The organism is Duganella sp. 1224, from assembly GCF_013408245.1.
GTDB lineage: Bacteria > Pseudomonadota > Gammaproteobacteria > Burkholderiales > Burkholderiaceae_D > Rugamonas.
This window is the reverse complement of record NZ_JACBYS010000008.1, coordinates 186,683-212,672: the sequence shown is the minus strand read 5'-3', so window position 1 is coordinate 212,672 and position 25,990 is coordinate 186,683. Positions and strand designations below refer to the sequence as shown.

Below are 25,990 nucleotides of genomic sequence, written 5' to 3'. Positions count from 1 at the left end.
ACTCCGGGGTCAGGTCCTCCATTTCTACACGACCTCTGCCGTACGCGCGCGTACGGCAGAGGTCGTGTAGAAATGGAGGACCTGACCCCGGAGTTCTTGCGGCGGTCGCAACAATGATTTGTGGCGCGACGGATTTTTCTTTGCGGTGCGACGGCCTAGACTGGGGCCTTCGATTTCGCAAGGAACCATCATGCTGGACAAGCTCACCGAGGGCGGCTTCTCGATCGGCCTCGAACTCCCGCTCGACAACGACTGGTCGCCCGCCGGCGACCACGCCCGCCGCGAGGCCGGCCGCCTGCCGGGCGAACCGGATATGCAGCATCACGCCGAATTGGCCGTGCTGGCCGATCAACTGGGCTTCCGCGCGCTGTGGGTGCGCGATGTGCCGCTGTACGATCCGTCCTTCGGCGACGCCGCGCAAGTCTTTGAAACCTTCAGCTACCTCGGCTACCTGGCCGGGATCACCAAGAACATCTTGCTAGGCACCGCCGCCGTGGTGCTGCCGCTGCGCGAACCGGTGCTGACCATGAAGTCCGCCGCCACCGTGCAGCAACTGAGCAACGGCCGCCTGCTGCTGGGCACCGCCAGCGGCGACCGTCCGGTGGAATATCCGATCTTCGGCAAGGAGTTCGACACGCGCGGCGCCATCTTCCGCGAACAGATCGCGCAACTGCGCGCCGGCCACAATCCGGCCTGGCCGCCCGGCATCCAGCTACTGCCGCGCGTGACCCAGCCGATCCCGCTGCTGGTGGCCGGCTTGGCGCAACAAACGCCGCCATGGGTGGGCGCGCACATGGACGGCTGGCTGGCCTACCCCGGCACGCCGGAAGACCACGCGCGCCGCGTGGCGCTATGGCGCGAGGTCGCTGGCGACAAGCCCTACATCAGCTTCATCCACCTCGACCTGCTGGAAGATCCGCATGCGCCGCTGCGCCGCCATCGCTTCGGCGCCGCGGTCGGCCGCCACGGCCTGATCGCCGAACTGCAAGCGATGCGGGACGCCGGCGTCAATCACATCGGCCTGCACCTGCGCCGCAACCAGCGCCCGCTGGTGGAGACGATCGAGGAAATCGCCGCGTACGTGCTTTAGAGGATGTCCCGCACCAGCTCCACAGGACGGCACAGGCGCACGCCCTTGTCGGTCACCACAAACGGGCGCTCGATCAGTGCCGGATGCGCCATCATCGCGTCCAGCAGCGCCTCGTCCGACAGCGAGGCGTCGGCCAGGCCAAGCTCGACGTACAGGTCGCCCTTGTTGCGCATGGCCTGGCGCACGCTGATGCCGGCCTTGGCGATCATCTCCCGCAGTTGCGCGCGCGATGGCGGCTGCTTGAGGTATTCGATGACCTCCGGCTCCACGCCCGCCGCGCGTATCGCTTCCAGCGTTTTGCGCGAGGTGCCGCAGACCGGGTTGTGGTAGATGGTGACGCTCATGATGCTGCCCTTGTATCCAGTAACAAAAGCAGCATTATGGCTTAAAACCGCGTGGCGAGACTGGCCCCGATGGCGCGCGGCGCCAGCCGGTAGCCCTGCACGATCGACGCCACCTGCGGGTGCTGGATGATGGTGTCGGTATCGAAGGCGTTCTTCACGAACACGGTGAAGGCATAAGAACCAAACGTCATGCCGGCGCTGAAGTCCGTGGTGTGATATGCCGGACGCTCATAGTCGGTCTGCTCCGGATCGAGCGAGCCGCGGCTCGATCCCACCCACTGCATGCCGGCCATCACAAACGCCGGCCGCTCCCACGCCGAGAAGTTGTAGGCGGCGTTGACTGCCGCGTTATATTTCGGCACGCCCTGAATGCGCGCGCCGGCCACCGCGCCGATCACGCCGTTCTCGCTGCCCGCGTCGTTGGACAGCTCCGCCTTCACGTAGCCGCCGGAGGCGCTCAAGGTCAGGCCGGGCAGCGGCTTGGCCTTGATGTCGAACTCGAAGCCCTTGGTGGTGGCGTCGCCGGCGTTGGCGTTGTAGGTGTAGGCGCAGGTCGGCAGGTACACGCCCTGCTGGATGTTCTTCCACTTCACGTAGAACACGTCGGCATTGATCGACAGCCGGTTGTTGAGGAAGCGCGACTTGCTGCCTACCTCGTAGCTCCACAGGCTGTCCGGCGAATAGGCCGGCGGGCCGGCCGTCAGTCCATGCTCCTCCAGGTCCGGCCCGCAGGTGGTCGGCGGCACGTAGATGTTGGCGCCGCCGAGACGGAAGCCCTTGGCCACGCTGGTGTAGATGGTGTTGGTGGGATTGATTTCCCACGTCAGCGCGTACTTCGGCGTGAAGGCGCTGGACGAGGTCTCGGCGCTGCTGTTGTTGCCGGCGCCGGCCAGGTAGTTGCCGTTGCGCTGCTCCAGCGTGGTATTCGCCTTGAGGTAGCGCGCGCCGACGGTGGCGTGCAGCGCCGGCGAGAAGTAGTAATTCAGCTCGCCGAACACCGATCCCTGCCGCTCGCGGTAATGGAAGGCGCCGGCGAACGAGTTATCGTTCGGGAACTGGCCGGGCGCCGCGTCCGGCAGCAGGTCCGGGTCGGCGATGTCGAAGCCAAACTGCTTGAAGGTGTCGGTGACGCCAAAGATCGGATCGTTCTCGATGATGTTGGTGTGCTGGCGCGAGAAGTAGGTGCCGGCCAGCCAGGTCCACGGCGACACCTTCTCGTCGTAGGGCCGCGAAGCCAGGCGGAACTCCTGCGAGACCTGCCGCACCTGGTTGTTCAGGTACACCGCCGACGGCAGGCCGGCGATCGCCTCGATCAGCTCCGGCGGCGCCTTGCCCCCATCGGCGGTCGAGGTCAGGAAGGTGGACAGCGAATAGCTGTTGTAGGCCGAACCGTTCTGCGTGCGGTCGAACTTGCGCTGGAAGTAGCTGGTGGCCGAGGTCAGGTCCACCTCGCCCAGGTCCCAGTTGACCGTGACGCTCGGCGCCAGCAGCTTGTCGATCGACGGCTCGCGCACCTGTTTCTGCGCCTGGTACAGGGGCCGGTCCAGATTGAAGGCCGCAATGTCCTTGGCGTCGATGCGCTGGTAGTAGACCGACGGCGTCACCGTCAACGCGCGCGTCGGCCGCCATTTGAGCGAGGCGCGCACTTCCTGGTCGCTGATCTTGTTGATGTTGTTGGCGATGACGTTGCCGTCGCCATCCACCTGGTTGATAAATCCGCCGGTGTGCTGCGCCTGCACGCCGATGCGCAGCGCCAGTTCGTCCGCAATCAGCGGGAAGTTGGCCACCACGTTGGCGGCGTAGTTGGCGCTGCCGCCCTTGGTGTTGGAGCCCTCGGTGTAGGTGGTGAATTCGCGCTCCTTCAGATCCGGCTCGTTCGGCACGAACTTGATGGTGCCGCCCATGGAGCTGGCGCCGTACAGCGTGGCCTGCGGACCGCGCAGCACCTCCACGCGGTCGATGTCGAAGAAGCGCGGCTCGATGTTCCCCATCGTGTAGACGTTGCCCACGGTGACCGGCGTATCGCCCAGGTAGATGCCGACCGTGGCCGCGCCGGCGGTGGAGCTGATGCCGCGGATTTCGATGTTGGAGGTGCCCGGCCCGGCGCCGCCATTGCCGCTGGCGGCGGTGAAGGAGATATTCGGCACCACCCGCGTCAGGTCGGTGATATCGCGCACGTGTTCGGCCTGCAGCTGCGCGCCGGTGACCGCGCTGATGCTCATCGCCACCTTGGCCGGGTCTTCCTTGCGCTTTTGCGCGGTCACTTTGACCACCTCGATTTCGTCGGCGGGCTGCGCCTGTTGCGCCCAGGCGGGCGCGCCGAATGCCGAGATAACGGCGGTTGCAACGAGTTTGCGTCGAATATCCATGTCCGATCTTCTCCTTGGCGCCCCAAAACAGGGCAGTTGCTTATATTTACCACATTGGTATTTTGATAAAGCAAAAACTTTGCCAAGGTGTCGGATATTTGAAACGACAGCGCCCTGCCCCGCCGGCATGCCAGGCGGAACGCCAGCGGGGCAAGAGGAGATTAGCGGGCGGCGTTGCGGCGGCGGCGTGCCATCCAGCCGACCAGGCCCAGACCACCCATCATCATGCCGTAGGTGGCCGGCTCCGGCACGGCCGACACCGAGATGTTATCGACCGCGACGTCGAAGTTGGTGAAGCCGTAGACGTAGCCCGGCTGCAGCGTGGTGAACACTACCTCGTCCACGCTCGACAGCACGCTGGCGAAGGTGCGTCCCGGCGGCAACGTCGGCCCGGTCGCATCCGGACCGCCATAGCCGCCCCAGCCGGCGGGCAGCTGGGTCGCCTTGGTATCGCTGATCGTCACCGACAAATGCTGCCAGCCCTTGGTGGCGTCGATGCTGCCGAGGTTGAAGAACACGCTGGTGTAGGGCAGATCGGCGGGCTTGTTGTCGTAGTCGCGCAGTTCCACCACCACGTTGCGCGACACGTCCTGGCCGAAGTAGTTGATACTCTGGGCCTTGATGTCCAGGCCCAGCGTCACCGCGCCGGCCTTGGTGTAATCGCCGAGGAAGGCCTGGTTGCTGCTGGTGCCCCAGGTGACGCCGAAGTTTTCAATCACGGTGCGCAAGGCGGGCGCCGAATTGCCCAGGGTGGTATCGATGCCGGAACCGCCGATGCCGTTGGCGGGCTGCATGCCCCACCAGCCGTCCAGGCCGTGGGAGAAATCCACCGTGGTGGAGCCCGGCGCAGCCATCGCTGCCCCGCCTGCCACCGACAACAACAGCGCCATCATTGCTTTGGTCAAAGTCATGAGTGTTCCTTCTTGGATAGGTTAGAGGGATACCGCTAACATCACAAAGGCACGGATTCCCCAGTGGCCGAAGCACACCAGAATTAACCGAATCTTAAGCCTTTGTGTAACCGATTTTGTGACCGGCACTACCATCTGTCAAAGACCACTCTGCAGTAAATTGTAAGAAAAATGTAACCAGGTTTCTTAACATTTACGGGGCATTCCAGAAGGGAACTTGTAACTTTTTGTGAGCAATGTAATAAAATTGACGCTTTCCCTATGAAAGCCGAATTTACAATTGGCGCAACTTTTCCCGGTCGGCCAAAGAAAAACTGGCGGCCAGCGCCTGCCGCCGCGCCAGTGCGGCAACGTTTGTTTTTTGCTACACGCTGGCGGCGGACCGGCGCAGCAGCGCGGCCGGATCGGCCACGCAATAGGTGCTACTGCCGCTCTCCTCTTCCAGAATCAGCAGTTCGACCGACTCGCCGCCGCGCCGCATGCAGGTCAGCTCGGCGCTGCCCGGCGTGATCATGGAGAGAATCTGGTCGACGGCCACTGCCACCGGTTGCGCCTCGCCGCGCAGCACCACCAGCGACACCTTGCCGCGCCGCATGGCGCCTCCCACCGGCTGCCGCAAATCGTGCACGGCGATGGTGGCGCCGCGCCAGTTCAGCGTTGCGCCGCCGGCAGGCGCCGGCACGCAATCCTCGGCGGCGGCATGCAGCACTTCCTCGCAGGCGCTGATGGGAAGCGCCAGCTTGCCGCCGGCGTCCAGCACCACGTAGGTGTCGTCGTTGCGGCGCGCGCCGCCGCCGGCCGCCGGCTGCATCGCCAGATTGAGCGACGCTTCCGGGTGCATGGCAAAGAGCGCCGCCGTATCCACCAGGCGCAGCGTCTCGCCGTTGTCGTGGCTGACAGTCAGACAGGGCAGCCGGCCCGGCGCATCGGCGCGCACGCCCTGCGGCGCCACCGGCATCTGGCGCAACTCGCGCACCGATTGAATCGGCAGCCCCAAGGCCTGTTCGCCGCGCCGCAACACAGCCAGCAGCGGCGCCGCGCGCGCCGCGTCCGCACCCAGCAGGCGCGCCAGCGACAACACCGCCAGATGGCTGTCGCGCCAGGTGCACAGCGCCACGCCGGGCCCGCCCGGGAAGGCCACATGCTCGGGCATCGGCGTCACTTCCGCCACATCGTCGGCGCGCAGCGCCAGCAGTTCACCGCCCGCCTCCACCACCGCCCAGCTATGCGTCGCCTGTCCGGTGCCGGCGGCATCCTCGTCCACCGCCGCCACATCGATGCCGGCGGCGGCACACCAACTGCGCGCCAGGTCGAACAGATGGTCCACCTCCAGCAGCGCCAGCATCTCGCCGCTGGCCGGCACGATGGCGGCGCTGTGGAACAACTGTTCGGGATCGTCGTCATGGCACAACCGTTGCACCGCGCTGGCCGGCAGCGCGGCCAGCGGTTCCAGCACGTCGACCTGCAAGGCCGCCATGCGATCGCCGGCGCGCAGCAGCACCACGCGCCGATGCGACGGCGCGCCGCCGGTCACGGCGCCGGCCAGCGCCACCCAGCACGCCAGGTCAATCACCGGCACCGGCACGCCATCCACCGCCAGCATGCCGAGCAAGGCGCCCTGGCGGCGCGGCAGCGGCGTGTAGTGCTCGGGCGCCGCCAGCGCGCGCTCCACGCAGCCGGCCGGAATGCCGATGCGCGCCGCGCCGACCTGCACCACCACATGCGGCGCCAGCGCGCCGCCGGTTTGCGCGTCCATATCAGTTCCTGACGGTCATGCGTTCGAGATCCTGCAGCAGGCCGGACACGTCGCTGGTGGCCGCCGCCTGCGCGGCGGTCGACTCGTGGATGCTGGCGATCGACTCGCGCGTGGTGGACACCGACTTGACGATGCGCGCGAACGCCTCCTCCACCTCGCCCGACAGCCGCGTGCCCTCGTCCACCCGGCTCACGGTCTGGTTGATCAGCTTGGCGATCTCGCGCGCGGCGCCGGCCGACTTCTCGGCCAGCTTGCGCACCTCGTTGGCCACCACCGAGAAGCCCTTGCCATGCTCGCCCGCGCGCGCCGCCTCGATGGCGGCGTTGAAGGCCAGCAGGTGGGTCTGGGCGGCGATGTCGCCGATGGCGTCGACGATCTCGTGCACCTCGCCGGAAGAGGTCTGGATCGCCTCGTTGGCGGCGCGCGCCGAATCCACCAGGCGGCTACCCTCGTGCGCCTCGCTCTGCGTCTGGCCGGCCAGGCCGCTGGAGCGCTCGGAGCCGCGGGCGATTTCGTTGATCGAATTGGTCAGCCCCGCCAGCAATTGGGCGATGGCCTGCACCTTCTGCGCGATGGCCTGCTCGCGCTGCACCTGTTCGGTGATGTCCATGGCGAACTTGACCACCTTGTACGGCTTGCCGTTGAAGTCCAGGATCGGGTTGTAGGTGGCCAGGATCCACACCTCGGCGCCATGACGCGCGCGGCGGCGGAAGCGGCCCGACTGGTACATGCCCTGCGCCAGATTGGCCCAGAAATGGCGGTACTCGCTGCTCTGCACCAGCTCCGGCTCGCAGAACATGCTGTGGTGCTGCCCGAGCACGTCGTCCACCGTGTAGCCCAGCGTGCGCAGGAAATTCTCATTGGCCGAAATCACCTGGCCGCGCAGATCGAACTCGATCACCGCCTGCGAGCGGCCGATGGCGTCCAGCTTGCTCTTGATGTCGGCATGCAGGCGCTTCTGCTCGGTCACATCGGTGGCGAACTTGACCACCTTGTACGGCTTGCCGTCGGCGTCGAAGATCGGATTGTACGAGGCCAGGATCCAGATATCCTTGCCCTGCCTGGTGCGGCGGCGGAACTCGCCGGCGTGGAACTCGCCGCGCGCCAGCCGCTCCCAGAACGTCAGGTATTCCGGCGAATGGGCATACTCGGCGTCGCAGAACATGCGGTGGTGCTGGCCCTTGATCTCGTCCAGCGAGTAGCCGACCACGCCCAGGAAATTCTCGTTGGCGGTCAGCACCCGGCCCTGCAGATCGAACTCGATGACCGCCTGCACGCGGTCGACGGCGGCGTTGCGGCCGGCATAATCGGCGGCGCGGGTCTTGGCCTCGGTGATGTCGGTGGCGAACTTGACCACCTTGACCGGCTGGCCGTCCTCATCGAAGATCGGGTTGTAGGACGCCTGCACCCAGATCGCGCGGCCGTCGCGCGTCAGGCGCTTGAATTCGCCGGCGTGGTAGCCGCCGCCGGACAGATGGCGCCAGAAGCCGTGGTACTCGGTCGACTGGCTGAACGCCGGCTCGCACAGCATGGCGTGGTTGCCGCCGACCAGCTCATCGGCCGCATAGCCGAAAGCGTCAAGAAAATTCTGGTTGGCGCCCAGCACGCGCCCGTCCAGGTCGAACTCCACCACCGCCTGCGCCCGGTTCAGCGCGGCCACCTTGCCCTCGAACTCCAGGTTGTCGTGGATGATGTGGGTGATGTCGGAGGCGTACTCGACGATCTTCAGCGGCTCGCCGTCCGGGCCCAGCACGGCGCTGTAGGAGCCGCTGATCCAGATGCGGCGGCCGTCCTTGGTGCGGCGGCGGAACTTGCCTACCTGGTGGCCGCCGGCCGCCAGCTGCTGCCAGAAGTCCGCGTACTCGGCCGACTGCGCGTCGTCGCGGTCGCAGAACAGCCGGTGGTGCTTGCCCTGCACCTCCTCCGGCGCGTAGCCAAAGACGTTGGTGAAATTCTCGTTGACCGACAGCACCGCGCCGCTGGGGCTGAACTCGGCCACAGCGTGGACGCGGTTGATCGCCGCCATCTTGCCATCATGGTCGGCGGCGCGGGTCTTGCGCACCGTGATGTCGCGCGCCAACTGGATCACCTTGACCACCTTGCCGTCATCGTCCAGCATCGGGTTGTACGAGCCTTGCAGCCAGACGCCGGCGCCCTTGCTGGTCAGGCGCTTGTACTCGCCGGTGTCGGCCTCGCCCAGCGCCAGCTTGCGCCACAGGTCGCCGTAGGCCTCGGACTGGATGAAGTCCTGGCAGCAGAACAGGCGGTGGTCGCGGTCGATGAGCTGCTCGCGCGTATAGCCCATGAGGTCGAGGAAATTCTGGTTGGCGTCCAGCACGCGGCCGTCGGGGTCGTACTCGACCACGCCCTGGGTGCGGTTGATGGCGTCGAATACGGTGGCGGCACGCTGCATGGCCAGCGCGGGCGCCACGGCGGTGGAGAGATCGGTCATGATGACATTCCTGGGTCTATGCCCCGGCGGCGGCGCAAAGGAAGGCGCTGCATTGGAAGTGAACCGGGGCGGCGGCGCATAGCGGCGCGCAACTAGGCCGGAGGGCGGGGACAGGGGCTCAGCGGCGGAGAGATTTTCACTGTAGCACCGGACTTGCCGTTCAGCAAGTAAATTCTGCCGCACGGCGGGTGCGCGCCACAGTTGATAATCGGAGAGAAATCTGGTGTAATTGTCATCACAGTCGGGGCGTAGCTTAGTCCGGTAAAGCGCTACGTTCGGGACGTAGAGACCGGAGGTTCGAATCCTCTCGCCCCGACCATGAAAATTTTGTTGAGCATCTCGCCTCCCTCGCGCAAAGAACGAGTGGCAAGCGCATCCCAGCCCACGAGCTGTTGCCCAGTCCGACTGTGGCGCCAACTGCCAGCGCGGCGGGCAGCGAAACAGGTGCCGCAAGTCCTACCACGCTGGCCAGAGCGCCAGCGCCTCCATAACTTAACGTGCTGGTCGCGCCCGCGCTGACCACGCCGCTGGGCACCGCCACTGGCGCTTGACCGCCGCGTACGTGATCGCATTCACCACATGGCCCTGATATAGCGCGACTTGATGACTTGTATCCCTGCCCTCAATGCATCAGTCAACAAAGTGCTCGCAATTAAAGAGCAAACTATGCCAATCCTGAGTTAGCGCTACACGTCGGCCCAATACCGCTCCAGGTGCTCGAACTGCCAGGTCTGCGGATCCTCGATCGAGACGATGCCCTCGGTCGGGCCCGGCAAGGCCAGGTCGATGGTGGTTGGCGTCAGGTAGACCATCGACGCCGCCGAGAAGAACACCTTCACGGTCGGCTGCAGCAGCGACTTGCTGTTGTCGATCACGATCGCCAGCCGGTTGGACTTCAGCTTGACCAGCGTGCCCACCGGGTAGATGCCGATGCATTTGACGAAGGCGGCAAACAGCGCCGGGTCCAGGTGCCCCTCCTTCGACCACGCCGCCATCTTGCGCAGCGACACGGCCGGGCTCCAGCCGGCCTTGTACGGGCGGTTGGAGGTGATGGCGTCGTAGACGTCGCAGATGGCGCCCATGCGGGCGGCGCGGCTGAGGGCGTCGCCGCTGAGGCGGTCCGGGTAGCCGGTGCCGTCCACCCGCTCGTGGTGGTGCAGGCAGACGTCCAGCGCCAGCGGCGACATGTCGGGCACGGCACGCAGCATCTCGTGGCCGGCGCACGGGTGGCGCTTGACGGCCAGGAATTCCTCGTCGCTCAGGCGGCCGGGCTTGTTGAGGATGGCCGGCGGGATGGCGATCTTGCCGATGTCGTGCAGCAGCCCGGCCAGGCCGCATTCGCGCACCTCGGCGTCCGGCAGCTCAAGCTGGCGCGCCAGCGCCACCATCATGGCGGACACCGCCACCGAATGCATATAGGTGTAGTCGTCAGCCTGCTTCAGGCGCACCAGGCTGAGCAAGGCGCCGGCGTTGCGCAGCACCGAGCCGGCAATTTCCTCGACGATGGGCATGGCGGCGGCGGCGCTGGCCATGCGGCCCAGGCGCACGTCCTCGAACATGGAGCCAACCGCGTCGCGCGATTTCTGGATAATCTTGGCGGCGCGCGCCAGTTCCTCGCGGGTGGGGGTCTTCGGCTGCGGCGGCAACTGATACGCGGGCGCGGCCGGAACGGGCGGTGCCGGCGGCGCGGCCACCTCGGTGGCGGCCGGCTCGGCCTCATCATCCTCCACGTCGATGCCGCGCGCGGTGTCGATCCACAGTTCGCGCACGCCGGACGCCTGCAGCTTGGCAACGTCCGCGTTGCTGCCCAGCGCGAACGAGGTAGTCCAGAACGGATTGTCCAGCCACGAACCGCACAGGCTGTGCACGTACATGCCGGCGCGGATCTGATCAACAGTAATTTTTCTCAACATATAACCGCCATGCGTCGATGGGCGTCACACGATATTCGGAGGCAGGGAATACGGTTTTCTGAACGGGTCGCGCGGCGGGGTCCGGGCTGCGGCAACAGTGGCTGAAGCGCATTCATCTTAGCATTGGCCCAGAATCCGAGGCAACGGCCATGAGCGCTACTAATCAGTAGCATTTAAAACCAATCAGTATTATCATGTGCGCATGCCCCACTTTTTCTGATGGATGCGTATGCAACAGCCCGACCAGTCCCCCGCCCTGCCCACGGTGTCCGCCCGGATACGCCAGCGGCTGCAGGCCAGCCAGACGCGTTTTCACGCCAATGACAACATCGCCGCCCACATCGAGGAAGGCGAGCTCGACGAGTTGCTGGACGAGGTCAGCCAGCGCATGCAGGCCGTGCTCGACAGCCTGGTGATCGACACCGCCAGCGACCACAACACCCAGGACACGGCGCGCCGCGTCGCCAAGATGTACCTGCGCGAGGTGTTTGGCGGCCGCTACACGGCGCCGCCCCCGGTGACCGAGTTTCCCAACATCGCCCAGCTCAACGAACTGATGATCATCGGCCCGTTGACGGTCCGTAGCGCCTGCTCGCACCACCTGTGCCCGATCATGGGCAAGGTGTGGATCGGCGTCATGCCCAATCCGCACTCCAACCTGATCGGCCTGTCCAAGTACGCGCGGCTGGCCGGCTGGATCATGAACCGTCCGCAGATCCAGGAGGAAGCCGTGGTGCAGTTGGCCCAGCTGCTGCAGGAAAAGATGCAGCCGGACGGCCTGGCCGTCATCATGGAGGCCGAGCACTTCTGCATGCACTGGCGCGGCGTCAAGGACGACGACGCGCTGATGGTCAACAGCGTCATGCACGGGGCCTTCCTCAAGGACGCGGCGCTGCGCCGCGAGTTCCTGTCGTTGATCAAGCGCTAAAGGAGGCGTGATGCTGGTCCAACTGCTGTATGTCAGCCGCGCGCACAGCGGCATCGATGCCAGGGCGATCGACGCCATCCTGGCGCAGGCCCGCCAGCACAACCCGGTGGACGGCATCACCGGCGTGCTGTGCCACACCGATCAGTTGTTCCTGCAATTGCTGGAAGGCGGGCGCGAGCAGGTCAACCGGCTGTACGGCCGCATCCTGCGCGATCCGCGCCACAGCGACGTGACCTTGCTGGCCTACGCCGAGGTGCGCGAGCGCCGCTACGCCGCCTGGACCATGGGCCAGAGCAATCTGCACAAGCTCAATCCGGCCACGCTGCTGCGCTATTCGGCGCTGCCGACCTTCGATCCCTACCGGCTGCCGGGCGCCAGCGCGCTGGCGCTGATCGACGAGCTGATGGCGTCGGCCGCCGTGCTCGGCAGGGCGTGAGCCGTGGCCCACGACAAACCGCATCTGCCGCACAAGATCTGCCGCCGCTGTGGCCGGCCGTTCAGCTGGCGCAAGAAGTGGGCGCGCTGCTGGGACGAGGTGCTGTATTGCTCGGAGCGCTGCCGCCGCGCATGACAGCCGCGCGGCCGGCTCACGACAGATAGACGTGCTCGTTGCGCAGGCGCGCTTGCTGCACGAAGTTCTTCGGCGGCTGGCCGAAGGCGCGCAGGAAGGCGCGCCGCAGCCGTTCCTCGTCGCCGAAGCCGGTCATCTCGGCGATGCGGCCGATCGACGAATGGCCCTGATCGATCAGCGCCTGCGCCGCCTCCACCCGTAATTTTTCAATCGCCTTGGCCGGCGCCATGCCGGTCTGCGCCTGGAACACGCGGCTGAAGTGGCGCGGGCTCCAGTGCACCTGTGCCGCCAGGTCTTCCACGCTGAGGTCCTTGTGCAGGTTGTCGCGCGCGTACAGCAGCACGTCCTTGACCCGGTCCGAGCTTGGCTCGATCTCGGCCAGCGCCGAGAACTGCGACTGGCCGCCGCTGCGGCGGTGATACACCACCATGGCCCGCGCCACCTTGCGGGCGATCTCGGTGCCCAGGTCGTCCTCCACCATGGCCAGCGCCATGTCGATGCAGGCGGTCACGCCGGCCGAGGACCAGATGGTGCCGTCGCGGACAAAAATCTTGTCCTCGTCCACCAGCAGCGACGGGTGCAACTCCTGCAGGCGGCGGCCGAACACCCAGTGCGTGGTGGCGCGCTTGCCATCCATCAGCCCGGCGCGCGCGAGGATGAAGGCGCCGGTGCAAACGCTGCCGATGCGGCGCGTGACGCTGGCGCCATCCCGCAGCGCCGCCTCCAGTTCCGGCTGCGGCGCCGGCATGCCGATGGCGCCGCCGATCAGCAGCGTGTCGTAGCCGCCCCAGCCCAGCGGCAGGCTGTCGATCGCCACGCCGCTGGAACTCTTGACCGGGCCGCCGGACAGCGACAGCGCGGCCAATTCATACAGCGGCTGCTCCAGCAGCGTGTTGGCGAACTCGAACACCGTCAGCGCGGCCATGTCCAGCGCCTGAAATTGCGGGTAAACCACCAGTCCGATGCGCTTGCTCATATCGCGTCCAAATCATCATAAAAACCGCATTCTATGACAGATTCCGACTTTTTGCAGAAGACAATGATGTCCTGAATTGCGTGATTTACGTCCCAAAAGACTTTCTCGGCGGGCGCAGAATGGCTTCCATCAACTCAACTGAAAGGAAGCATCATGAAAACCAGCGGCAACACCATCTTCATCACCGGCGGCACCTCGGGCATTGGTCGCGGCATCGCCGAAGCGTTCCACAAGCTGGGCAACCAGGTCATCATCAGCGGCCGCCGCAAGGCGCTGCTGGACGAGGTGACCAAGGCCAATCCGGGCATGCGCAGCGTCGAGCTGGACATCCAGGATCCGCAGCAGATCAAGGCCGTGGCCGCGCAACTGGTCAAGGATTTCCCGACCCTGAACGTGCTGTTCAACAACGCCGGCATCATGCCGTTCGACGATGCGGCCGGCGCCATCGATGACGACACCGCCGTCGCCACCGTCACCACCAACCTGCTGGGCCCGGTCCGCATGACGTCCGCCCTGCTGCCGCACCTGAAAACGCAGCAGGACGCGGTGGTGATCCACAACTCGTCGGTGCTGGCGTTCGTGCCGCTGGCCAGCACCGCCGTGTACTCGGCCACCAAGGCCGCGATCCACTCGTACGCGCTGTCGCAGCGCTTCATGCTGGCCGGCAGCGGCGTGCGCGTGGTGGAAATCTCGCCGCCGTGGGTCGATACCGACCTGATCTACAAGAGCGGCGACAGCCGCGCCATGCCGCTGCCGGACTTCGTGGCCGCCACCATGCAGGGCCTGGCCGCCGGCAAGGACGAGGTCTACGTCGACGCTATCCAGGCGCTGCGCGACAATCCGGGCTCGGGCGAGCACGGCTTCGTCAACGCCTTCAACCAGTCGCTGAAGGACAACCCGATTCCGGTTGGCCACTAAGCAATGGAGGCCATGCCACGTTCCGCCGTGACGGCGTTACGCACGCTGAGCCTGGCCTACTTCGTGCAGGCCACCGGGGCGCTGTCGGTGGTCGGCGCCCTGGCCGCCATTGCCAGCGAGTGGCGCCTCAGCGACGCCCAGACGGCGTTGCTGATCACGGTATTCGGCATCACCTTTGCGGTGGCGGCGCCATTGCTGCAGGTGGCGCTGGGCCATCTGCCGCGGCGGCGCCAGGTGTTGATCGGACTGGGGGTGTTCAGCGCCGCCGCGCTGGTGTTCGCGCTGGCGCCCGACTACCGGGCGCTGCTGGCGTCGCGGGTGGCGATGGGACTGGGGGCGGCGCTGATCGGCCCGGTGCTGGGCGCGCTGGCCGCCGGCCTGGTCACGCCGCAGCAGCAAGGCAGCGCCATCGCCATGGTGCTGCTGGGGCTGAGCATGGCCGGGCTGGTCGGCATGCCGCTGGCAGCCTGGATGTCGTCGGCGTGGGGCGCGCGGGCGCTGTTCTTGGCGGTCGGCGCGGCCGGTCTGCTAACGGCGCTGCTGATCCGGCTGCGGGTGCCGGCGCAGGCCGGTGGGCAGGCCATCTCGCTGGCCACGCTGGGGCGGGTGCTGGTGCATCCGGTGCTGCTGCCGGCCTATCTGGTAGTGTTCTTCATCGCCGCCGGAGTGTATGCGACTTATGCCTTTATTGCGCCCATCATTCGCGATGTGTTTCATGGCGGTCCGCAGACGGTGTCGGCGGGGATGGCGGTGCTGGGCGTGGCGGGTGTGCTGGGCAATCTGTTCGTGGTGCGGGCGGCGCGCCGCTACAGCGCGGATGCGATGCTGGTGGCCGGCATGCTGCTGCTGGCGCTGGACCTGGCGCTGCTGTTGCTGGTGCCGCCGACGCTGGCGTTGTTGTTTGGGGTGTTGCTGTTGTGGGCATTCGCCACCGATATCGTCTGGCCATCGCAGCAGCGGCGGATTGTTGAACTGTCGTCCGAGTTGCGTGGTGTGGCATTGGCGGTGACGGCGTCGTTTGTGTTTGCCGGCATCGCCGCCGGCTCGGCGCTGGCGGGTGTGCTGTATGCGCAGGATGGGTATCACGCCAATTTACTCGGGTCGCTGGGGTTGCTGGTGCTGGCGGCGGCGTGTCTGTGGCTGTCGAGACGGCACCCGTGAAACCCGCACACCGCTGCGGCCAGGGTCTGACCCCGCAGGGGTCAGACCCTTTCGTTTGGGGGTGAAAGCAAACAATGCCAGGACTCTGCGCTTACCGCGAAATCCGGCGCCACCCCAGTATCACTCCGGCCAGCGTGGCCGCTCCGCCCAGCAGACAGAGCACCATCACCATCCCGTCCCACACCGGCCGCACCCGCAGCAGCGCCGCAAAGTCCAGCTGGTGCAGGCCGTTGAACAGCCAGCGGTTCCACTTGCTCCGGTAATCCGCATAACCTGCCAGCTCGCCCTGCGCCGGGTCGATGTAGAACGTCGCTTCATCCGCCTGCGCAAACCGCGCGCGCAGCACCGGCAGCACGGCGCGGTTGTGATGGCTGTAGTGGTAGCTGTCCTCGCTGGTCATCAAGTCTACCGTCACCGCCACGCCGGGACGCAGCGCGCGCACGGCACGCAGCACTTGCGCATCGCCCGGCAGCGCCGGCGCGCCGGTGCGCGCGTCCAGCAGGCGGCGTTGCGCGCGTTCCAGCGCGCTCAGATAAAGCTGGCCATCCACCCGCCGCCATTCCAGTTCCAGCACGCCCGGATGGCGCGCAACGATCCCGGCCACGTCAATCGCCAGATCATCACGCGACAGCGCACCGCCGGCAAACGCCAGCCGGTCGCGCGCCGTCACGCCAGGTGACGCCAGCCAGTCGAACGGCGTCACCGACAGCCAGCCGCTGAACAGCCAGGTCATCATCAGCGTGCCCGCGCCCAGCCCCAGCCAGTGGTGCCACGCCTGCCAGCCGCGATACGGCGAGCGCCGTCCGCCGGCATAGCGACGCCGCAGCCGCAGGCGCTGGATGCCCAGCACCATCCCCAGCATCGCCAGCAGCAGCGCGGCGCCGGAGGTCCACATCACCACCTGCCGCCATGGCTGCCCGTGCGTGCGCAATGGCGTGAAATAAATCCAGTGGATCACCGACCCGGTCCAGTTCCACGCGCGCTCGCCGCGCGTGGTGTCGCGCACCAGTTCTCCGCTGCGGCTGGAGATGTACAGCACACTGCCGGCCGCGTCGTCGGCGCGCACGCGGTACAGCGGGCGATGCGCCTGCAGGCTGCCGAAACTCCACTGGTCGATGTCGATCAGCTCCGCCGTCATGGCGTGCGCGCCGGGCGCCGCGATGCGGGCACTGTCCATCGCCAGCGCCGGCGTCACGCGCAGCGGCTGGCCGCTGTCGGCCCAGACGGACAGCCACAGTCCGTCGCGCTTGAAATGGTAGGCTGGCCGCCCGGCCACCATCGTCAGCCGCACCTCGTCCGGCATGGCGGCGGCGTTGTCGGGCCGCGCGTTGTCGGGCCAAGTGGCGGCATGCCACGCGGCGCCGGCGTCCACGCGCACCTGGCGCGCATCGATCGGCGGCAGCCAGGCCATGCGCTCCTGCGCGGTCAGCGACGGATACGGCACGTACATCATGACGATGCCGGAGCCGAACCACAGCAGCACCAGCAGGCCAAGCGCGATGCCCAGCCAGCGGTGCCACAGATGCAGCTGGCGCTTCCACGAGCCCATGATCAGTAGCGCCACTGCACGGTCAGTTCCGCGTGACGGCGGTCGCCCAGCAGGTACTGGCTATCGCTGTACGACGTCACCGCGTACAGCTTGTCGGCCAGGTTGCGCAGATTGAGCTGCACCAGCACGTTGCGGCTGACGTTCCAGCCCAGCGAAGCGTCGAAGGTGGTGTACGCGGGAAGCGCCTGGCTGTTGGCGTTATCGATGAAGCGCTCGCCGACGTAGCGCGCGCCGGCGGCCGCGCGCCAGCCATGATCGCGGTAGGTCAGCCACAGGTTGGCCGATACCTTCGGCACGTCGGCCGGACGGTTGCCGGCGCGCGACTGGCCGCCGCTTTCGATCAGCTGGTCGAATTGCGCGTCGGTGTAGGCGGCGTTGGCGTCCAGCCGCCACGCCGGCGCCAGCGCCACGCTGGCGGTCAGCTCGGCGCCGCGCGACGATTGCGAACCGCCTTGCACCGACAGCGCCGCATTCAGCGGATCGCGGGTGATGATGTCGTCCTTGCGGATGTGGTACAGCGCTGCCGTCCACTCGGCCTTGCCGCCGGCCAGCGCCTGCTTGACGCCCACCTCCACCTGGCGCGCGGCGGTCAGCTTGTAGCGGCTATTGGCCAGGTTCAGCGACAGCAGGCTGGTGACCGGGTCGCTACCGTTGCTCACCTGCGCGTACAGCGAGGTTTGCGGCGCCAGCGTCCACGTCAGGCCGAGGCGCGCGGCGGTCGCTTGCAGCGCCGATGCAAAGCCGGCCGCGCCCAGCAGGCTGACGCGGTCAACCTGGTAGCGGTCATGCCGCACCCCGGCCAGCGCCAGCAACCGCTCGCTGACGCGGTAAGCATCTTCCACGTAAAACGCGTTGGTGATGGTGTGGGTGGCGTAGTTCGGCCGCAGCGGATCGGGGCTGTCGAACAGGCCCGGATCGAAGCCGGTCGGCGCCACCGTGGACGCGCCACCGTACGGCGAGTTATTCGTGTGCAGGAAGTTGATCACCGCCGCTTCCCATCCGGCCGCCAGGCGGTGCGCGCCGCCGTGCCAGCGCGCTTCCAGCCGGTTGCCGGTCTGCTCCTGGTCGTGGTGGATGGCGATGTAGTCGCTGCGTTCCACCAGGTTGGCGGCGGCGTCGTAGTGGTAGTACTCGGCGTTGCGCCAGTTACGGCGCGCCTTCAGGTAGGCCAGCTCGTTGCTGATGGTGAGCGACGGCGAGTAGCGCCAGGTCAGGCGCGCCAACGCCTTGTCGTCGACGAAGTGAATGTCGGCGTCGGCGACGTCGTAGTTCTGGCCGCGCAGCGCGCGCGACAGGCCGCCGTTGACCAGCGGCGTGCCGAAGTAGCGCTGCGGCTTTTGTTCCAGGTGGTCGAGCTGCAGGTCCAGGTCGACGTCGGGCGTCAGCGCATACGTGACGCTGGTGAGCAGCTTGTCGTGGCGGGCGTCGCCGCGGTCGATGAAGCCATCGCTGCGGTCCGCGTAGGCGTCAATGCGGAAGGCGCCGTGCTCGCCCAGCGCGCCGCTGCCGCCCACGCCGGCGCGCAACGCCCGGCCGCCGCCGACGCCGGCCATCGCCTCGAAGGCGCTGGCGCGGCTGGGCGCCTTGCGCACGGCGTTGATGGTGGCGCCGGTAGTGCCGCTGCCGTACACCACCGAGCCGGGACCGCGCAGCACCTCGATGTGGTCATAGCCCCATGGGTCGGCCGGATAGGTCGCCGTGCCGGCGCCGACCTGCGGGCGCTGGCCATTTTCCAGCAGCGCGATCGAGCCGTTGCCGGTGAAGCCGCGCGCCGAATAGGCGACGCCATTGCCCGGCGAGCTGATGTCGGTCAGGCCGGTGCTGCGCGTGACTGCGTCTTTCAGCAGCAGGTCGCCGCGCGTTTGCAGGGTGTCGGCGCTGAGCGTGTCCAGGCTGGCCGGCAGTTCCAGCGCCGTCAGCTCGACGCGGCTGGCGGTGGCGCTGGGGCGCGCCAGTCCCAGCGCGGACGGGCTGGCTGCCCCCTGGACGGTGACGGTCTGCAGTTCGTCGGCCTGCTGGGCCATGGCGCCGGCGGCGCACAGCAGGGAAATGGCAACGGCGATGGTGCGGGAGTACTGCGTATCGGTCATGACGACTCTCTGTGGTGAAGGGTTGGAGACGTCCGGCGCGCAGGCGTACGCAGGCCCGCGCGGGAAAGCGCGCGACAACGGCACTGCATGCGGAGAGCGACGAACATATAACAAGCAAGGCCACACCCCGGGCCATGCGCATCAATCGTGACTGGCCGGTCTTCTGGCTTGCCATCGTCCTTCCCTGCCCTTGCCTTCCCGTGCGATGCACAGTGGCGGTTGGTCAGGGTCGTCAGGCTTACAGCAGCGGGGGCTGCGCCGGACTGGCGCGCGATGCGAATCGCGCGTGTCACCGGCTTCCCGTTTCACCCCGCGGCTGACAAGTCGCGGGGCACCATTCACGTATGGGTGTGGATTCTACATGAATGCCCCTGCCACTGTCATGGCAAACGCCACGGCGCGCCGGATCAGCTCTATAATTAATGCAATTCACTTGCATTAAGGATTGTATATGAACGAAACCCTGCCGACAATCGAACTGGCGCTGCTGCTCGGCTTGCGTCACGGCCTGGCGCCGGACCACCTGGCTGCCATCGACGGCCTGACCATGCGCGCGCGGCCGGCCGCCGCGCCGTGGATGGGCGCCCTGTTCGCGCTGGGCCATGGCCTGACGGTGCTGCTGGTGGTGGCGCTGGCCGACGCGGCGTCAGCCTGGTTGCAGCCGGATGGCGGCCTGCTGCGAGCGATGGACTGGATGGAGTGGCTGCCGGGCGCGCTGCTGCTTGGCCTGGCGGCGCTGAACGCGCGGGCGCTGCTGCGGCCGGCGGCCACGCGTCACGCGCGCTCGGTCGGGGCACTACTGCTGGCGCGCCTGACGGCGGTGCGGCCGCTGACCGCGCTCGGCATCGGCATGCTGTTCGCGCTGGGCGTGGAGAGCATCCTGCAGTCGCTGGCGTGGGGCTATGCGGCGACGCGGCTCGGCGGCGGCGGCGCGCTGCCGGTGGCCGCCGCCTTCGTGCTGGGGATGGCGCTGACCGATGCGCTGGACGGCTACGCCACCGCGCGCATCGCGCTCCACGCCGGCGCGCAGGCGATGCGGCAATTCCGGCGCCGTATCGGCTGGCCGATCATCGCGCTGTGCACGGTGAGCGGCGTGCAACTGCTGCTGTCCAAGGCGTGCGCGCGCTGCGAACTGGCCGGCGAAAGCCTGGAGTTGCTGGGCATGTGCGTGGCATCGCTGACGCTGGCGCTGTATGCGCACACCTGGCTGCGCGGAATGCGCGCGGCGGTGGAATAGTCGGGCGGACGCCGGACGCCGCCTATAACAGCCGCAGGGTGCGCCACAGCGGCAGCCGGCTGGCGAGGAAGTCGCGGGCGTGGGCCTGCAGCAGCGCCAGGTTTTCCGCTTCGCTCTGCAGCGTGGCGCCGTCGCTTTGCAGGCGCCGGCCGCTGGGCGCCATCAGTTGCCAGGCCGCGCGCGCCAGAGCGTCCGGCGTCAGCTCGGCGCGCTGGTGGATGGCGGCCAGCATCAGCCGGTCCAGGTAGCTGACGCTGATGCCGCTGCTCAGCAGCGGCGAGCACAGTGCCTGGTGCTCGTCGCTGTAGCGGGTCTGCGCCGCCAGCACGGCGTTGAGGCGGGCGGCGGCCGGGTTGTCGGCGGGCGGCGGAAAAAAGAACGCGGCCTGGTTGGCGGCCGTCAGCAAGGCGGCGATCTGCGCCACCGTCTGCAGCCCCTGCCCGGCCAGCGCCGGCAGCTGTGTCAGCTCCAGCAGCGAGTGCGGCCGCTCGGCCAGCGCGTCGAACACGGCCAGGTAAAAATCCTCGCGACCGCTGACTTCACCGATCGGCAGCTTGAGCTTGACCGTGGCGGCGGCGCGCGGCACGGTCAGCGCCAGCCCCACCTGCGCCAGCAGCTCGGCCTGGCGGCGCGCGCCGAGCTGCCGGGCACCGCGCACGAAGACGTCCTTGCGGAAGGCAGTGTTGAGCAGGTAGTCCGTCAGCGTTTCGCGCATGTCCGGATGCGGCAGGCGCTCGATCAGCTGGCGCCGCGCCTCGCTCAGGAACAGCGTCGGGAAGGCGTAGATCAGTTCGGCATTGCCGGCAAACGTCATCTTGGCCTGCGCCAGGTCACGCGCGACGTCGGCGTGGAACAGCGGCTGCCAGTGCTTGTGCAAATATTCGTGCACCAGGTAGTGCGGGTTGGCGGTCTTCAGGCTGTCCAGCCGCGCCTTCAGGCCGGGGTGGGCGGTCAAATAGCCGGCCTGCACCTCCTCCAGCTGGGCGATGAATTCGGTCGCGCCCTTGATTTGCAGGTCGCTGCGGGCGGGGAAGGCGTCGGCGTACTCGACCAGCAGGCGCTGCAACGGCAGCGCGGCCGACCAGCCCGGCATGGCGTTGTAGCTGAGGTAGACCACGCCGCCCGGCTTCAGGTAGCGGTTGATGAAGCGGACGATGTGCTGGCGGTTGTCCGCCGTCACCCAGCTGTAGATGCCGTGCAGCGTGATGAAGTCGAATTGCGGCAGCTCGGCCTGCCCTTGCGCCAGTTCTTCAAAACTGTTTTCCAACAGCGTCAGGTTGGTCAGTCCGGCCTCGGCGGCCAGGGCGCGGGCGCCGGCCACGTGGGCCGGGTTGAAGTCGGCCGCGTAGAACTGGCCGGCCGGGTGGCCGGCCGCCAGCAGCTGGGCGGTCAGGCCGCGGCCGAAGCCCAGCTCGCAATAGGTGAACGGCTGTTGCAGGTCGACCGGCGCGATGCCGGCCAGCAGGCACACGAAGTTGAGCCAGTCGGGGCTCTGCTCGCGGTAGAAGCCCGAGGTGTATTCGATGTCCGATACGTAGCCAGAAGTCCAGTCCATGCGGTGTCCTTTTTCTAGGTGCGAATGCCGGTGCGTGAGGCATGATACTTAACTTTTCGCTATCGGCGTGCACGGCTGGCGTCACGGCTGGAACTCGGCCACCAAGAAGTCGATGAAGGCGCGCATGCGGGCCGGCAGGTGGCTGCGGCTCAAATAGTACAGGTGGAGGTCGGCCGAGGGCAGCGTGTAGCCGGGCATGACTTCGCGCAGGCGGCCGCTGGCCAGGTATTTGGCCACATCCCACTCGGAGCGCTGGACGATGCCGTGGCCGTCCAAGGCCCAGTTCAGCACCACGTCGCCGTCGTTGCTGGAGACGGCGCCGCGCACCTTCACCAGCTCGACCTTGCGGCCCTTCTGCAGGCGCCAGGTGCCGTAGACGTCGTCGTTCTGGCGGTGCAGGATGCAGCGGTGGCGGTGCAGTTCCTGCGGCGTCTGCGGTTCGCCGGCCGCCTTCAGGTAGGCCGGCGAGGCGCACAGGAAGCGGCGATTCTTCATCAGCCGGCGCGCGGTCAGGCGCGTGTCCGGCAGCTCGCCGAAGCGGATCGCCAGGTCGTAGGCCTCCTCCACCAGGCTGATCGGCCGGTCGGTCAGGTGCAGCTCGACCTCCACCTCGGGGTAGGCGTGGGCGAAGCGCGAGATGATCGGCGCGATGCGGGTGCGGCCAAAGCCGGGCGTGGCGTTGACCCGCAGCAGGCCCTTGGGCGCGGCGCGGCCGCTGGCCACCGATTCCTCCATGTCGCGGATGCGGTGCAGGATGTCGCTGGCCTGCGCCAGGTAGGCCTCGCCCTCGTTGGTCAGGCTGATGCGGCGCGTGGTGCGGTTGACCAGGCGCACGCCGAGCTTCTGCTCCATCTGGCTCAGGCGCTTGGTGACGGCCGGCGGCGTCACGCCCAGCTCGCGCGCGGTGGAGCTCATGCTGCCCAGCTTGGCCAGCAGCACGAAAAAATGCAGGTCGGGCGCCGCGTCGCTTTTCATTTTAAGTGAATAATGGTTTTCGTTACGGTGAATTATAAATCACCAATTCAAGAGTAAGCTGGCGCCATCTTGAACAGGAGAACCTTATGCGCATCGTCGACATCCGCGAAAAAACCGTGCCGATCAGCTCCCCCATCCGCAATGCCTACATCGATTTCAGCAAGATGACGCTGAGCCTGGTGGCGGTGGTCACCGACGTCCTCCGCGACGGCAAGCCGGTGATCGGCTACGGCTTCAATTCCAACGGCCGCTACGGCCAGGGCACGCTAATGCGCGAGCGCTTCATTCCGCGCATCCTGGAGGCCGATCCGGCCAGCCTGGTGGACGACAGCGGCGACAACCTCGACCCGCACAAGATCTGGCAGTGCATGTTCACCAATGAAAAGCCGGGCGGCCATGGCGAGCGCTCGGTGGCCATCGGCACCATCGACATGGCGGTCTGGGACGCGGTGGCCAAGATCGCGGACAAGCCGCTGTTCCAGCTGCTGGCCGAACGCTACGGCGACGGCCGGGCCGACCGCAACATCTTCGTCTACGCGGCCGGGGGCTATTACTATCCGGGCCAGGACCACGGCAAGCTGAAGGACGAGATGCGCAGCTATATCGACCGCGGCTACACGGTGGTGAAGAAGAAGATCGGCGGCGCCTCGCTGGACGAGGACCTGCGCCGCATCGATTCCATCCTCAGCGTGCTGCAGGACGGCCAGAAGCTGGCGGTGGACGCCAACGGCCGCTTCGACCTCGACACCGCGATCCGATACGCCAAGGCGCTGTCGCAGTACGACCTGTTCTGGTACGAGGAGCCGGGCGATCCGCTCGACTTCGAACTGCAGGCCACGCTGCGCAACTACTACAAGAATCCCATGGCCACCGGCGAGGACCTGTTCTCGATGCAGGACGCGCGCAACCTGATCCGCTACGGCGGCATGCGCGCCGACCGCGACTGGCTGCAGTTCGACTGCGCGCTGAGCTATGGCCTGGTCGAGTATCTGCGCACGCTGGACATGCTGCGCCAGCATGGCTGGTCGCCCAAGCGCTGCATTCCGCACGGCGGCCACCAGATGTCGCTGAACATCGCGGCCGGGCTGGGCCTGGGCGGCAACGAGTCCTATCCGGACCTGTTCCAGCCGTACGGCGGCTTCCCGGATGGCGTCCAGGTCGAGAACGGCCACATCCTGCTGCCGGAACTGCCGGGCATCGGCTTCGAGGGCAAGGCCGACCTGTACCGCGAGATGGTCAAGCTGGCCGGCTGATCAGCGCGGCGTCAACGCCTGCAGGCCGGCCGACACGTACACCAGCGGCGCGTTCCAGTTGATCGCGATTTCGTTGCTGGCATACGAGCACACATGGTCCAGATACGAACGCGCCGGCAGCGTGGACGGGTATGGCGCCGGGCAATCCTTCCTGTCCTGCTGCCCCGGCTGCGGGCCGCCCACCAGCCAGCCAGGTACCGGCGCCTCGATGCCATCCGCCTCCGACGGCCGATGGTGCGGATGCCGCGGCGCCCGCGTGCCGTAGCCGGTGACGAACGACAGCTCCAGCGCATTGCGCCCCAACACGTAGTCCAGCCCCGACTGGGCGGCGTCCAGGTAGGCGCGCGTGCCATTGAGACGGTAGGCGTGCAACAGCCACATGGCCTGGTTCATCACCACCGCGTTACTGCCCCACACATAGTCCGCCTTGCGCAGCGTGATGCCATACGGCGACTCCTGCCACGCGGCGGCCAGTTGCCGCGCCAGGCTATCGACGCGGCTGGCGATCAGCGCCTGGTCGGCGGCGGCGGTCAGCCCCTTGCGGTGGCGCGCCAGCGACAGCCATGCCAGGCCGCGCACGTCACCCCATGACGGCACGGTGGCGGCCAGTTGCGGCGCGTGCAGCGCCTGGTAGTAGCTGTCGTCGCGGGTGGTGATATAGAGTTCGGCGGCGGCCCAGGCCTGTTCGTCGCTGACGTCGTTGTCGCCGTATTCGCCGGTGGCGACGTCCGCTGGCTGACGGTAATAGTCGCGCGGGTGCGCCTGCGCCCATTGCCAGGCTTGCTTCGCAGCCGTCAGCATGCGGGCCGACAACACCTGATCGTAGGGCGAGTAGATGCGGCTGGCGGCGGCCATGACGGCGGCGAAGTCGAGCGCGGCGGCGGTGGTCTTCTGCACCACGTAGCGCGGCTGCGTGGCCTGCGCCGGCATCACCATGCCGTCGAAGCGCAGGTTGGTCAGCTTGTGGTAGACGCCGCCATCGGCCGGGTCCTGCATGGTCAGCATCCAGTCGAGGTTCCAGCGCGCTTCGTTGAGGATGTCGGGCATGCCGTTGCCGGATTCGGGAATGTTCAGCTTTTGCGCCTGGAACCAGGCGGGGAAGTCTTCAAATGCGGCCAGCAGCGTGTAGGTGGAAATGCCGGAGTTGACGATGTATTTGTTGTAGTCGCCGGCGTCGTACCAGCCTTTCGGGCTGGCGATGGCACTGCCGGCCGGGCGCGATGGCGAGGCCGCGGAGGCGTGGATCAGCACGTGCGTGTCCGGGTGGCCGGCGGCGCGCGCGTAGATGCCGGCGTGGGCAGCGTCCAGCGCGATGCCGGCGCGGTTGAAGTAGTAGGCCTTGAGGGCGGCGGCGTTGAGCGCGTCGTAGGCGCCGGGGCTGATCTCGAATGGCGGCGAGTCCGGCAGGCCGGAGACGCGCAGTTGGTAGCGGCCGGGGGTGCGCAGGTCGGTGAAGTGCGCTTGCCGCACGGTGTCGCCGGAATCGGGGGCGCTGGCGGGCGGGCTCAGGGGGCCGGTCTGCACGACCGTGTTGGTGCCGGCGCGCACGATGCTGAAATCGCGCGCGGCGCCGTCGGGCACCACGGCGACCTTGTCGGCGCCGGGCAGGAAGCCAAGCTGATTGAGCTTGATGCCGTCGTCGGTGGCGGACGCGCTCGCGGCGCAGGCGTAGCTGGCCAGCGCCAGCAGGGAAAGGGCGTGCTTCAACTGTGTCTCCTCCGGTATTTTGAAACCGTTTTCAAAATATCATCGCGCACTTTCGCGGAGCGCGCAAGCACGATGTGGCCCGCCGCTTGGGTGGGGACAGCGCGGCGGCAGCGCGGCCGGCGGTGCGGTGCGGTGGGCGCAGTGGCGCGGCGGTGGTCGCGCAGCGGTGGCGTGGCGGGGCGGTGGCGGCGGCACGACGGCGCCGCAACAGTCGCGGTGGCGGACGCGCGGCGGC

At 67.3% G+C, this 25,990-nt stretch carries 20 protein-coding genes, 1 tRNA gene and 1 riboswitch; of the genes, 9 read left to right on the top strand and 12 right to left on the bottom strand.

Annotation, left to right across the window (positions count from 1 at the left end; translation table 11 throughout):
- Positions 1-190: 190 nt before the first annotated feature.
- The gene (locus tag FHW58_RS24930) at positions 191-1,090 is read left to right on the top strand and encodes a TIGR03571 family LLM class oxidoreductase (protein ID WP_179675875.1); all 900 of its coding nucleotides are present in this window, start codon (positions 191-193) and stop codon (positions 1,088-1,090) included.
- Here the strand turns inward: FHW58_RS24930 and arsC are convergent.
- The 5 genes from arsC to FHW58_RS24905 all read right to left on the bottom strand — a co-directional run bounded on the left by arsC (position 1,087) and on the right by FHW58_RS24905 (position 8,922).
- On the bottom strand, positions 1,087-1,434 hold the full coding sequence (arsC, locus tag FHW58_RS24925; RefSeq protein ID WP_179675874.1) for an arsenate reductase (glutaredoxin): 348 nt from the start codon (positions 1,432-1,434) through the stop codon (positions 1,087-1,089). The genes FHW58_RS24930 and arsC overlap by 4 nt on opposite strands.
- Before the next feature lie 41 nt (positions 1,435-1,475).
- On the bottom strand, positions 1,476-3,803 hold the full coding sequence (locus FHW58_RS24920; protein WP_179675873.1) for a TonB-dependent receptor: 2,328 nt from the start codon (positions 3,801-3,803) through the stop codon (positions 1,476-1,478).
- A gap of 161 nt (positions 3,804-3,964) precedes the next feature.
- The gene (locus FHW58_RS24915) at positions 3,965-4,714 is read right to left on the bottom strand and encodes an FxDxF family PEP-CTERM protein (protein ID WP_179675872.1); all 750 of its coding nucleotides are present in this window, start codon (positions 4,712-4,714) and stop codon (positions 3,965-3,967) included.
- A 364-nt stretch (positions 4,715-5,078) separates the two neighbouring features.
- On the bottom strand, positions 5,079-6,470 hold the full coding sequence (locus tag FHW58_RS24910) for a chemotaxis protein CheW (RefSeq protein ID WP_179675871.1): 1,392 nt from the start codon (positions 6,468-6,470) through the stop codon (positions 5,079-5,081).
- 1 nt (position 6,471) lies between these two features.
- On the bottom strand, positions 6,472-8,922 hold the full coding sequence (locus tag FHW58_RS24905; RefSeq protein WP_179675870.1) for a PAS domain-containing methyl-accepting chemotaxis protein: 2,451 nt from the start codon (positions 8,920-8,922) through the stop codon (positions 6,472-6,474).
- A 242-nt stretch (positions 8,923-9,164) separates the two neighbouring features.
- Here FHW58_RS24905 and FHW58_RS24900 point away from each other — a divergent pair.
- Positions 9,165-9,241 (top strand) — tRNA-Pro (locus FHW58_RS24900).
- A 367-nt stretch (positions 9,242-9,608) separates the two neighbouring features.
- Here the strand turns inward: FHW58_RS24900 and FHW58_RS24895 are convergent.
- A complete protein-coding gene (locus tag FHW58_RS24895; RefSeq protein ID WP_179675869.1) occupies positions 9,609-10,835 on the bottom strand; it encodes an HD-GYP domain-containing protein in 1,227 nt (408 codons plus the stop codon).
- Positions 10,836-11,064: 229 nt separating this feature from the next.
- Between FHW58_RS24895 and folE the strand changes: the two genes are divergently transcribed.
- From folE to FHW58_RS24880, 3 genes are read left to right on the top strand one after another with little or no spacing between them, the layout of a single operon-like run.
- Positions 11,065-11,763: a GTP cyclohydrolase I gene (folE, locus tag FHW58_RS24890; RefSeq protein WP_373996728.1), complete on the top strand. Its 699-nt coding sequence runs from the start codon at positions 11,065-11,067 to the stop codon at positions 11,761-11,763.
- A 10-nt stretch (positions 11,764-11,773) separates the two neighbouring features.
- Entirely contained in the window at positions 11,774-12,199 is a 426-nt protein-coding gene (locus FHW58_RS24885) for a BLUF domain-containing protein (RefSeq protein WP_179675867.1), read from the top strand.
- A 3-nt stretch (positions 12,200-12,202) separates the two neighbouring features.
- The gene (locus tag FHW58_RS24880; RefSeq protein WP_179675866.1) at positions 12,203-12,334 is read left to right on the top strand and encodes a DUF2256 domain-containing protein; all 132 of its coding nucleotides are present in this window, start codon (positions 12,203-12,205) and stop codon (positions 12,332-12,334) included.
- Between the two features lie 16 nt (positions 12,335-12,350).
- Here FHW58_RS24880 and FHW58_RS24875 read toward each other — a convergent pair whose 3' ends face one another.
- Positions 12,351-13,310: a GlxA family transcriptional regulator gene (locus tag FHW58_RS24875; RefSeq protein WP_179675865.1), complete on the bottom strand. Its 960-nt coding sequence runs from the start codon at positions 13,308-13,310 to the stop codon at positions 12,351-12,353.
- Positions 13,311-13,463: 153 nt separating this feature from the next.
- Between FHW58_RS24875 and FHW58_RS24870 the strand changes: the two genes are divergently transcribed.
- Positions 13,464-14,228 carry an SDR family oxidoreductase gene (locus FHW58_RS24870; RefSeq protein ID WP_179675864.1) on the top strand — a complete coding sequence of 255 codons (765 nt, stop codon included), beginning with the start codon at positions 13,464-13,466 and terminating at the stop codon, positions 14,226-14,228.
- Between the two features lie 12 nt (positions 14,229-14,240).
- Positions 14,241-15,389, top strand: coding sequence for an MFS transporter (locus FHW58_RS24865; RefSeq protein WP_179675863.1), 1,149 nt, complete (start codon positions 14,241-14,243; stop codon positions 15,387-15,389).
- Positions 15,390-15,480: 91 nt separating this feature from the next.
- Here the strand turns inward: FHW58_RS24865 and FHW58_RS24860 are convergent, their stop codons facing one another.
- Both FHW58_RS24860 and FHW58_RS24855 read right to left on the bottom strand, forming a co-directional pair.
- Complete coding sequence (locus FHW58_RS24860; protein ID WP_179675862.1) at positions 15,481-16,953, bottom strand: PepSY domain-containing protein; 1,473 nt, start codon at positions 16,951-16,953, stop codon at positions 15,481-15,483.
- Positions 16,941-19,028 carry a TonB-dependent siderophore receptor gene (locus FHW58_RS24855; protein ID WP_179675861.1) on the bottom strand — a complete coding sequence of 696 codons (2,088 nt, stop codon included), beginning with the start codon at positions 19,026-19,028 and terminating at the stop codon, positions 16,941-16,943. The genes FHW58_RS24860 and FHW58_RS24855 overlap by 13 nt, the downstream gene beginning before the upstream one ends.
- A gap of 135 nt (positions 19,029-19,163) precedes the next feature.
- A riboswitch (cobalamin riboswitch) is annotated at positions 19,164-19,382 on the bottom strand.
- 97 nt (positions 19,383-19,479) lie between these two features.
- On the opposite strand from FHW58_RS24855, the gene FHW58_RS24850 reads away from it, so the two are divergent.
- Complete coding sequence (locus tag FHW58_RS24850; protein WP_179675860.1) at positions 19,480-20,265, top strand: hypothetical protein; 786 nt, start codon at positions 19,480-19,482, stop codon at positions 20,263-20,265.
- A 22-nt stretch (positions 20,266-20,287) separates the two neighbouring features.
- Here FHW58_RS24850 and FHW58_RS24845 read toward each other — a convergent pair whose 3' ends face one another.
- A complete protein-coding gene (locus tag FHW58_RS24845) occupies positions 20,288-21,820 on the bottom strand; it encodes a methyltransferase regulatory domain-containing protein (RefSeq protein WP_179675859.1) in 1,533 nt (510 codons plus the stop codon).
- An 81-nt stretch (positions 21,821-21,901) separates the two neighbouring features.
- Complete coding sequence (locus tag FHW58_RS24840; protein WP_179675858.1) at positions 21,902-22,795, bottom strand: LysR family transcriptional regulator; 894 nt, start codon at positions 22,793-22,795, stop codon at positions 21,902-21,904.
- Between the two features lie 86 nt (positions 22,796-22,881).
- Between FHW58_RS24840 and FHW58_RS24835 the strand changes: the two genes are divergently transcribed.
- Entirely contained in the window at positions 22,882-24,048 is a 1,167-nt protein-coding gene (locus FHW58_RS24835; RefSeq protein ID WP_179675857.1) for a mandelate racemase/muconate lactonizing enzyme family protein, read from the top strand.
- On the opposite strand, the gene FHW58_RS24830 is transcribed toward FHW58_RS24835, so the two are convergent.
- Positions 24,049-25,755, bottom strand: a complete 1,707-nt coding sequence (locus FHW58_RS24830; RefSeq protein ID WP_179675856.1) for a glycoside hydrolase family 9 protein — start codon at positions 25,753-25,755, stop codon at positions 24,049-24,051.
- Positions 25,756-25,990 lie beyond the last annotated feature (235 nt).

Coding starts and splice junctions, on each gene's coding strand:
- FHW58_RS24930 (WP_179675875.1), top strand. CDS start 191: ATGCTGGACAAGCTCACCGAGGGCGGCTTCTCGATCGGCCTCGAACTC.
- arsC (WP_179675874.1), bottom strand. CDS start 1,434: ATGAGCGTCACCATCTACCACAACCCGGTCTGCGGCACCTCGCGCAAA.
- FHW58_RS24920 (WP_179675873.1), bottom strand. CDS start 3,803: ATGGATATTCGACGCAAACTCGTTGCAACCGCCGTTATCTCGGCATTC.
- FHW58_RS24915 (WP_179675872.1), bottom strand. CDS start 4,714: ATGACTTTGACCAAAGCAATGATGGCGCTGTTGTTGTCGGTGGCAGGC.
- FHW58_RS24910 (WP_179675871.1), bottom strand. CDS start 6,470: ATGGACGCGCAAACCGGCGGCGCGCTGGCGCCGCATGTGGTGGTGCAG.
- FHW58_RS24905 (WP_179675870.1), bottom strand. CDS start 8,922: ATGACCGATCTCTCCACCGCCGTGGCGCCCGCGCTGGCCATGCAGCGT.
- FHW58_RS24895 (WP_179675869.1), bottom strand. CDS start 10,835: ATGTTGAGAAAAATTACTGTTGATCAGATCCGCGCCGGCATGTACGTG.
- folE (WP_373996728.1), top strand. CDS start 11,065: ATGCAACAGCCCGACCAGTCCCCCGCCCTGCCCACGGTGTCCGCCCGG.
- FHW58_RS24885 (WP_179675867.1), top strand. CDS start 11,774: ATGCTGGTCCAACTGCTGTATGTCAGCCGCGCGCACAGCGGCATCGAT.
- FHW58_RS24875 (WP_179675865.1), bottom strand. CDS start 13,310: ATGAGCAAGCGCATCGGACTGGTGGTTTACCCGCAATTTCAGGCGCTG.
- FHW58_RS24870 (WP_179675864.1), top strand. CDS start 13,464: ATGAAAACCAGCGGCAACACCATCTTCATCACCGGCGGCACCTCGGGC.
- FHW58_RS24865 (WP_179675863.1), top strand. CDS start 14,241: ATGCCACGTTCCGCCGTGACGGCGTTACGCACGCTGAGCCTGGCCTAC.
- FHW58_RS24855 (WP_179675861.1), bottom strand. CDS start 19,028: ATGACCGATACGCAGTACTCCCGCACCATCGCCGTTGCCATTTCCCTG.
- FHW58_RS24850 (WP_179675860.1), top strand. CDS start 19,480: ATGAACGAAACCCTGCCGACAATCGAACTGGCGCTGCTGCTCGGCTTG.
- FHW58_RS24845 (WP_179675859.1), bottom strand. CDS start 21,820: ATGGACTGGACTTCTGGCTACGTATCGGACATCGAATACACCTCGGGC.
- FHW58_RS24840 (WP_179675858.1), bottom strand. CDS start 22,795: ATGAAAAGCGACGCGGCGCCCGACCTGCATTTTTTCGTGCTGCTGGCC.
- FHW58_RS24835 (WP_179675857.1), top strand. CDS start 22,882: ATGCGCATCGTCGACATCCGCGAAAAAACCGTGCCGATCAGCTCCCCC.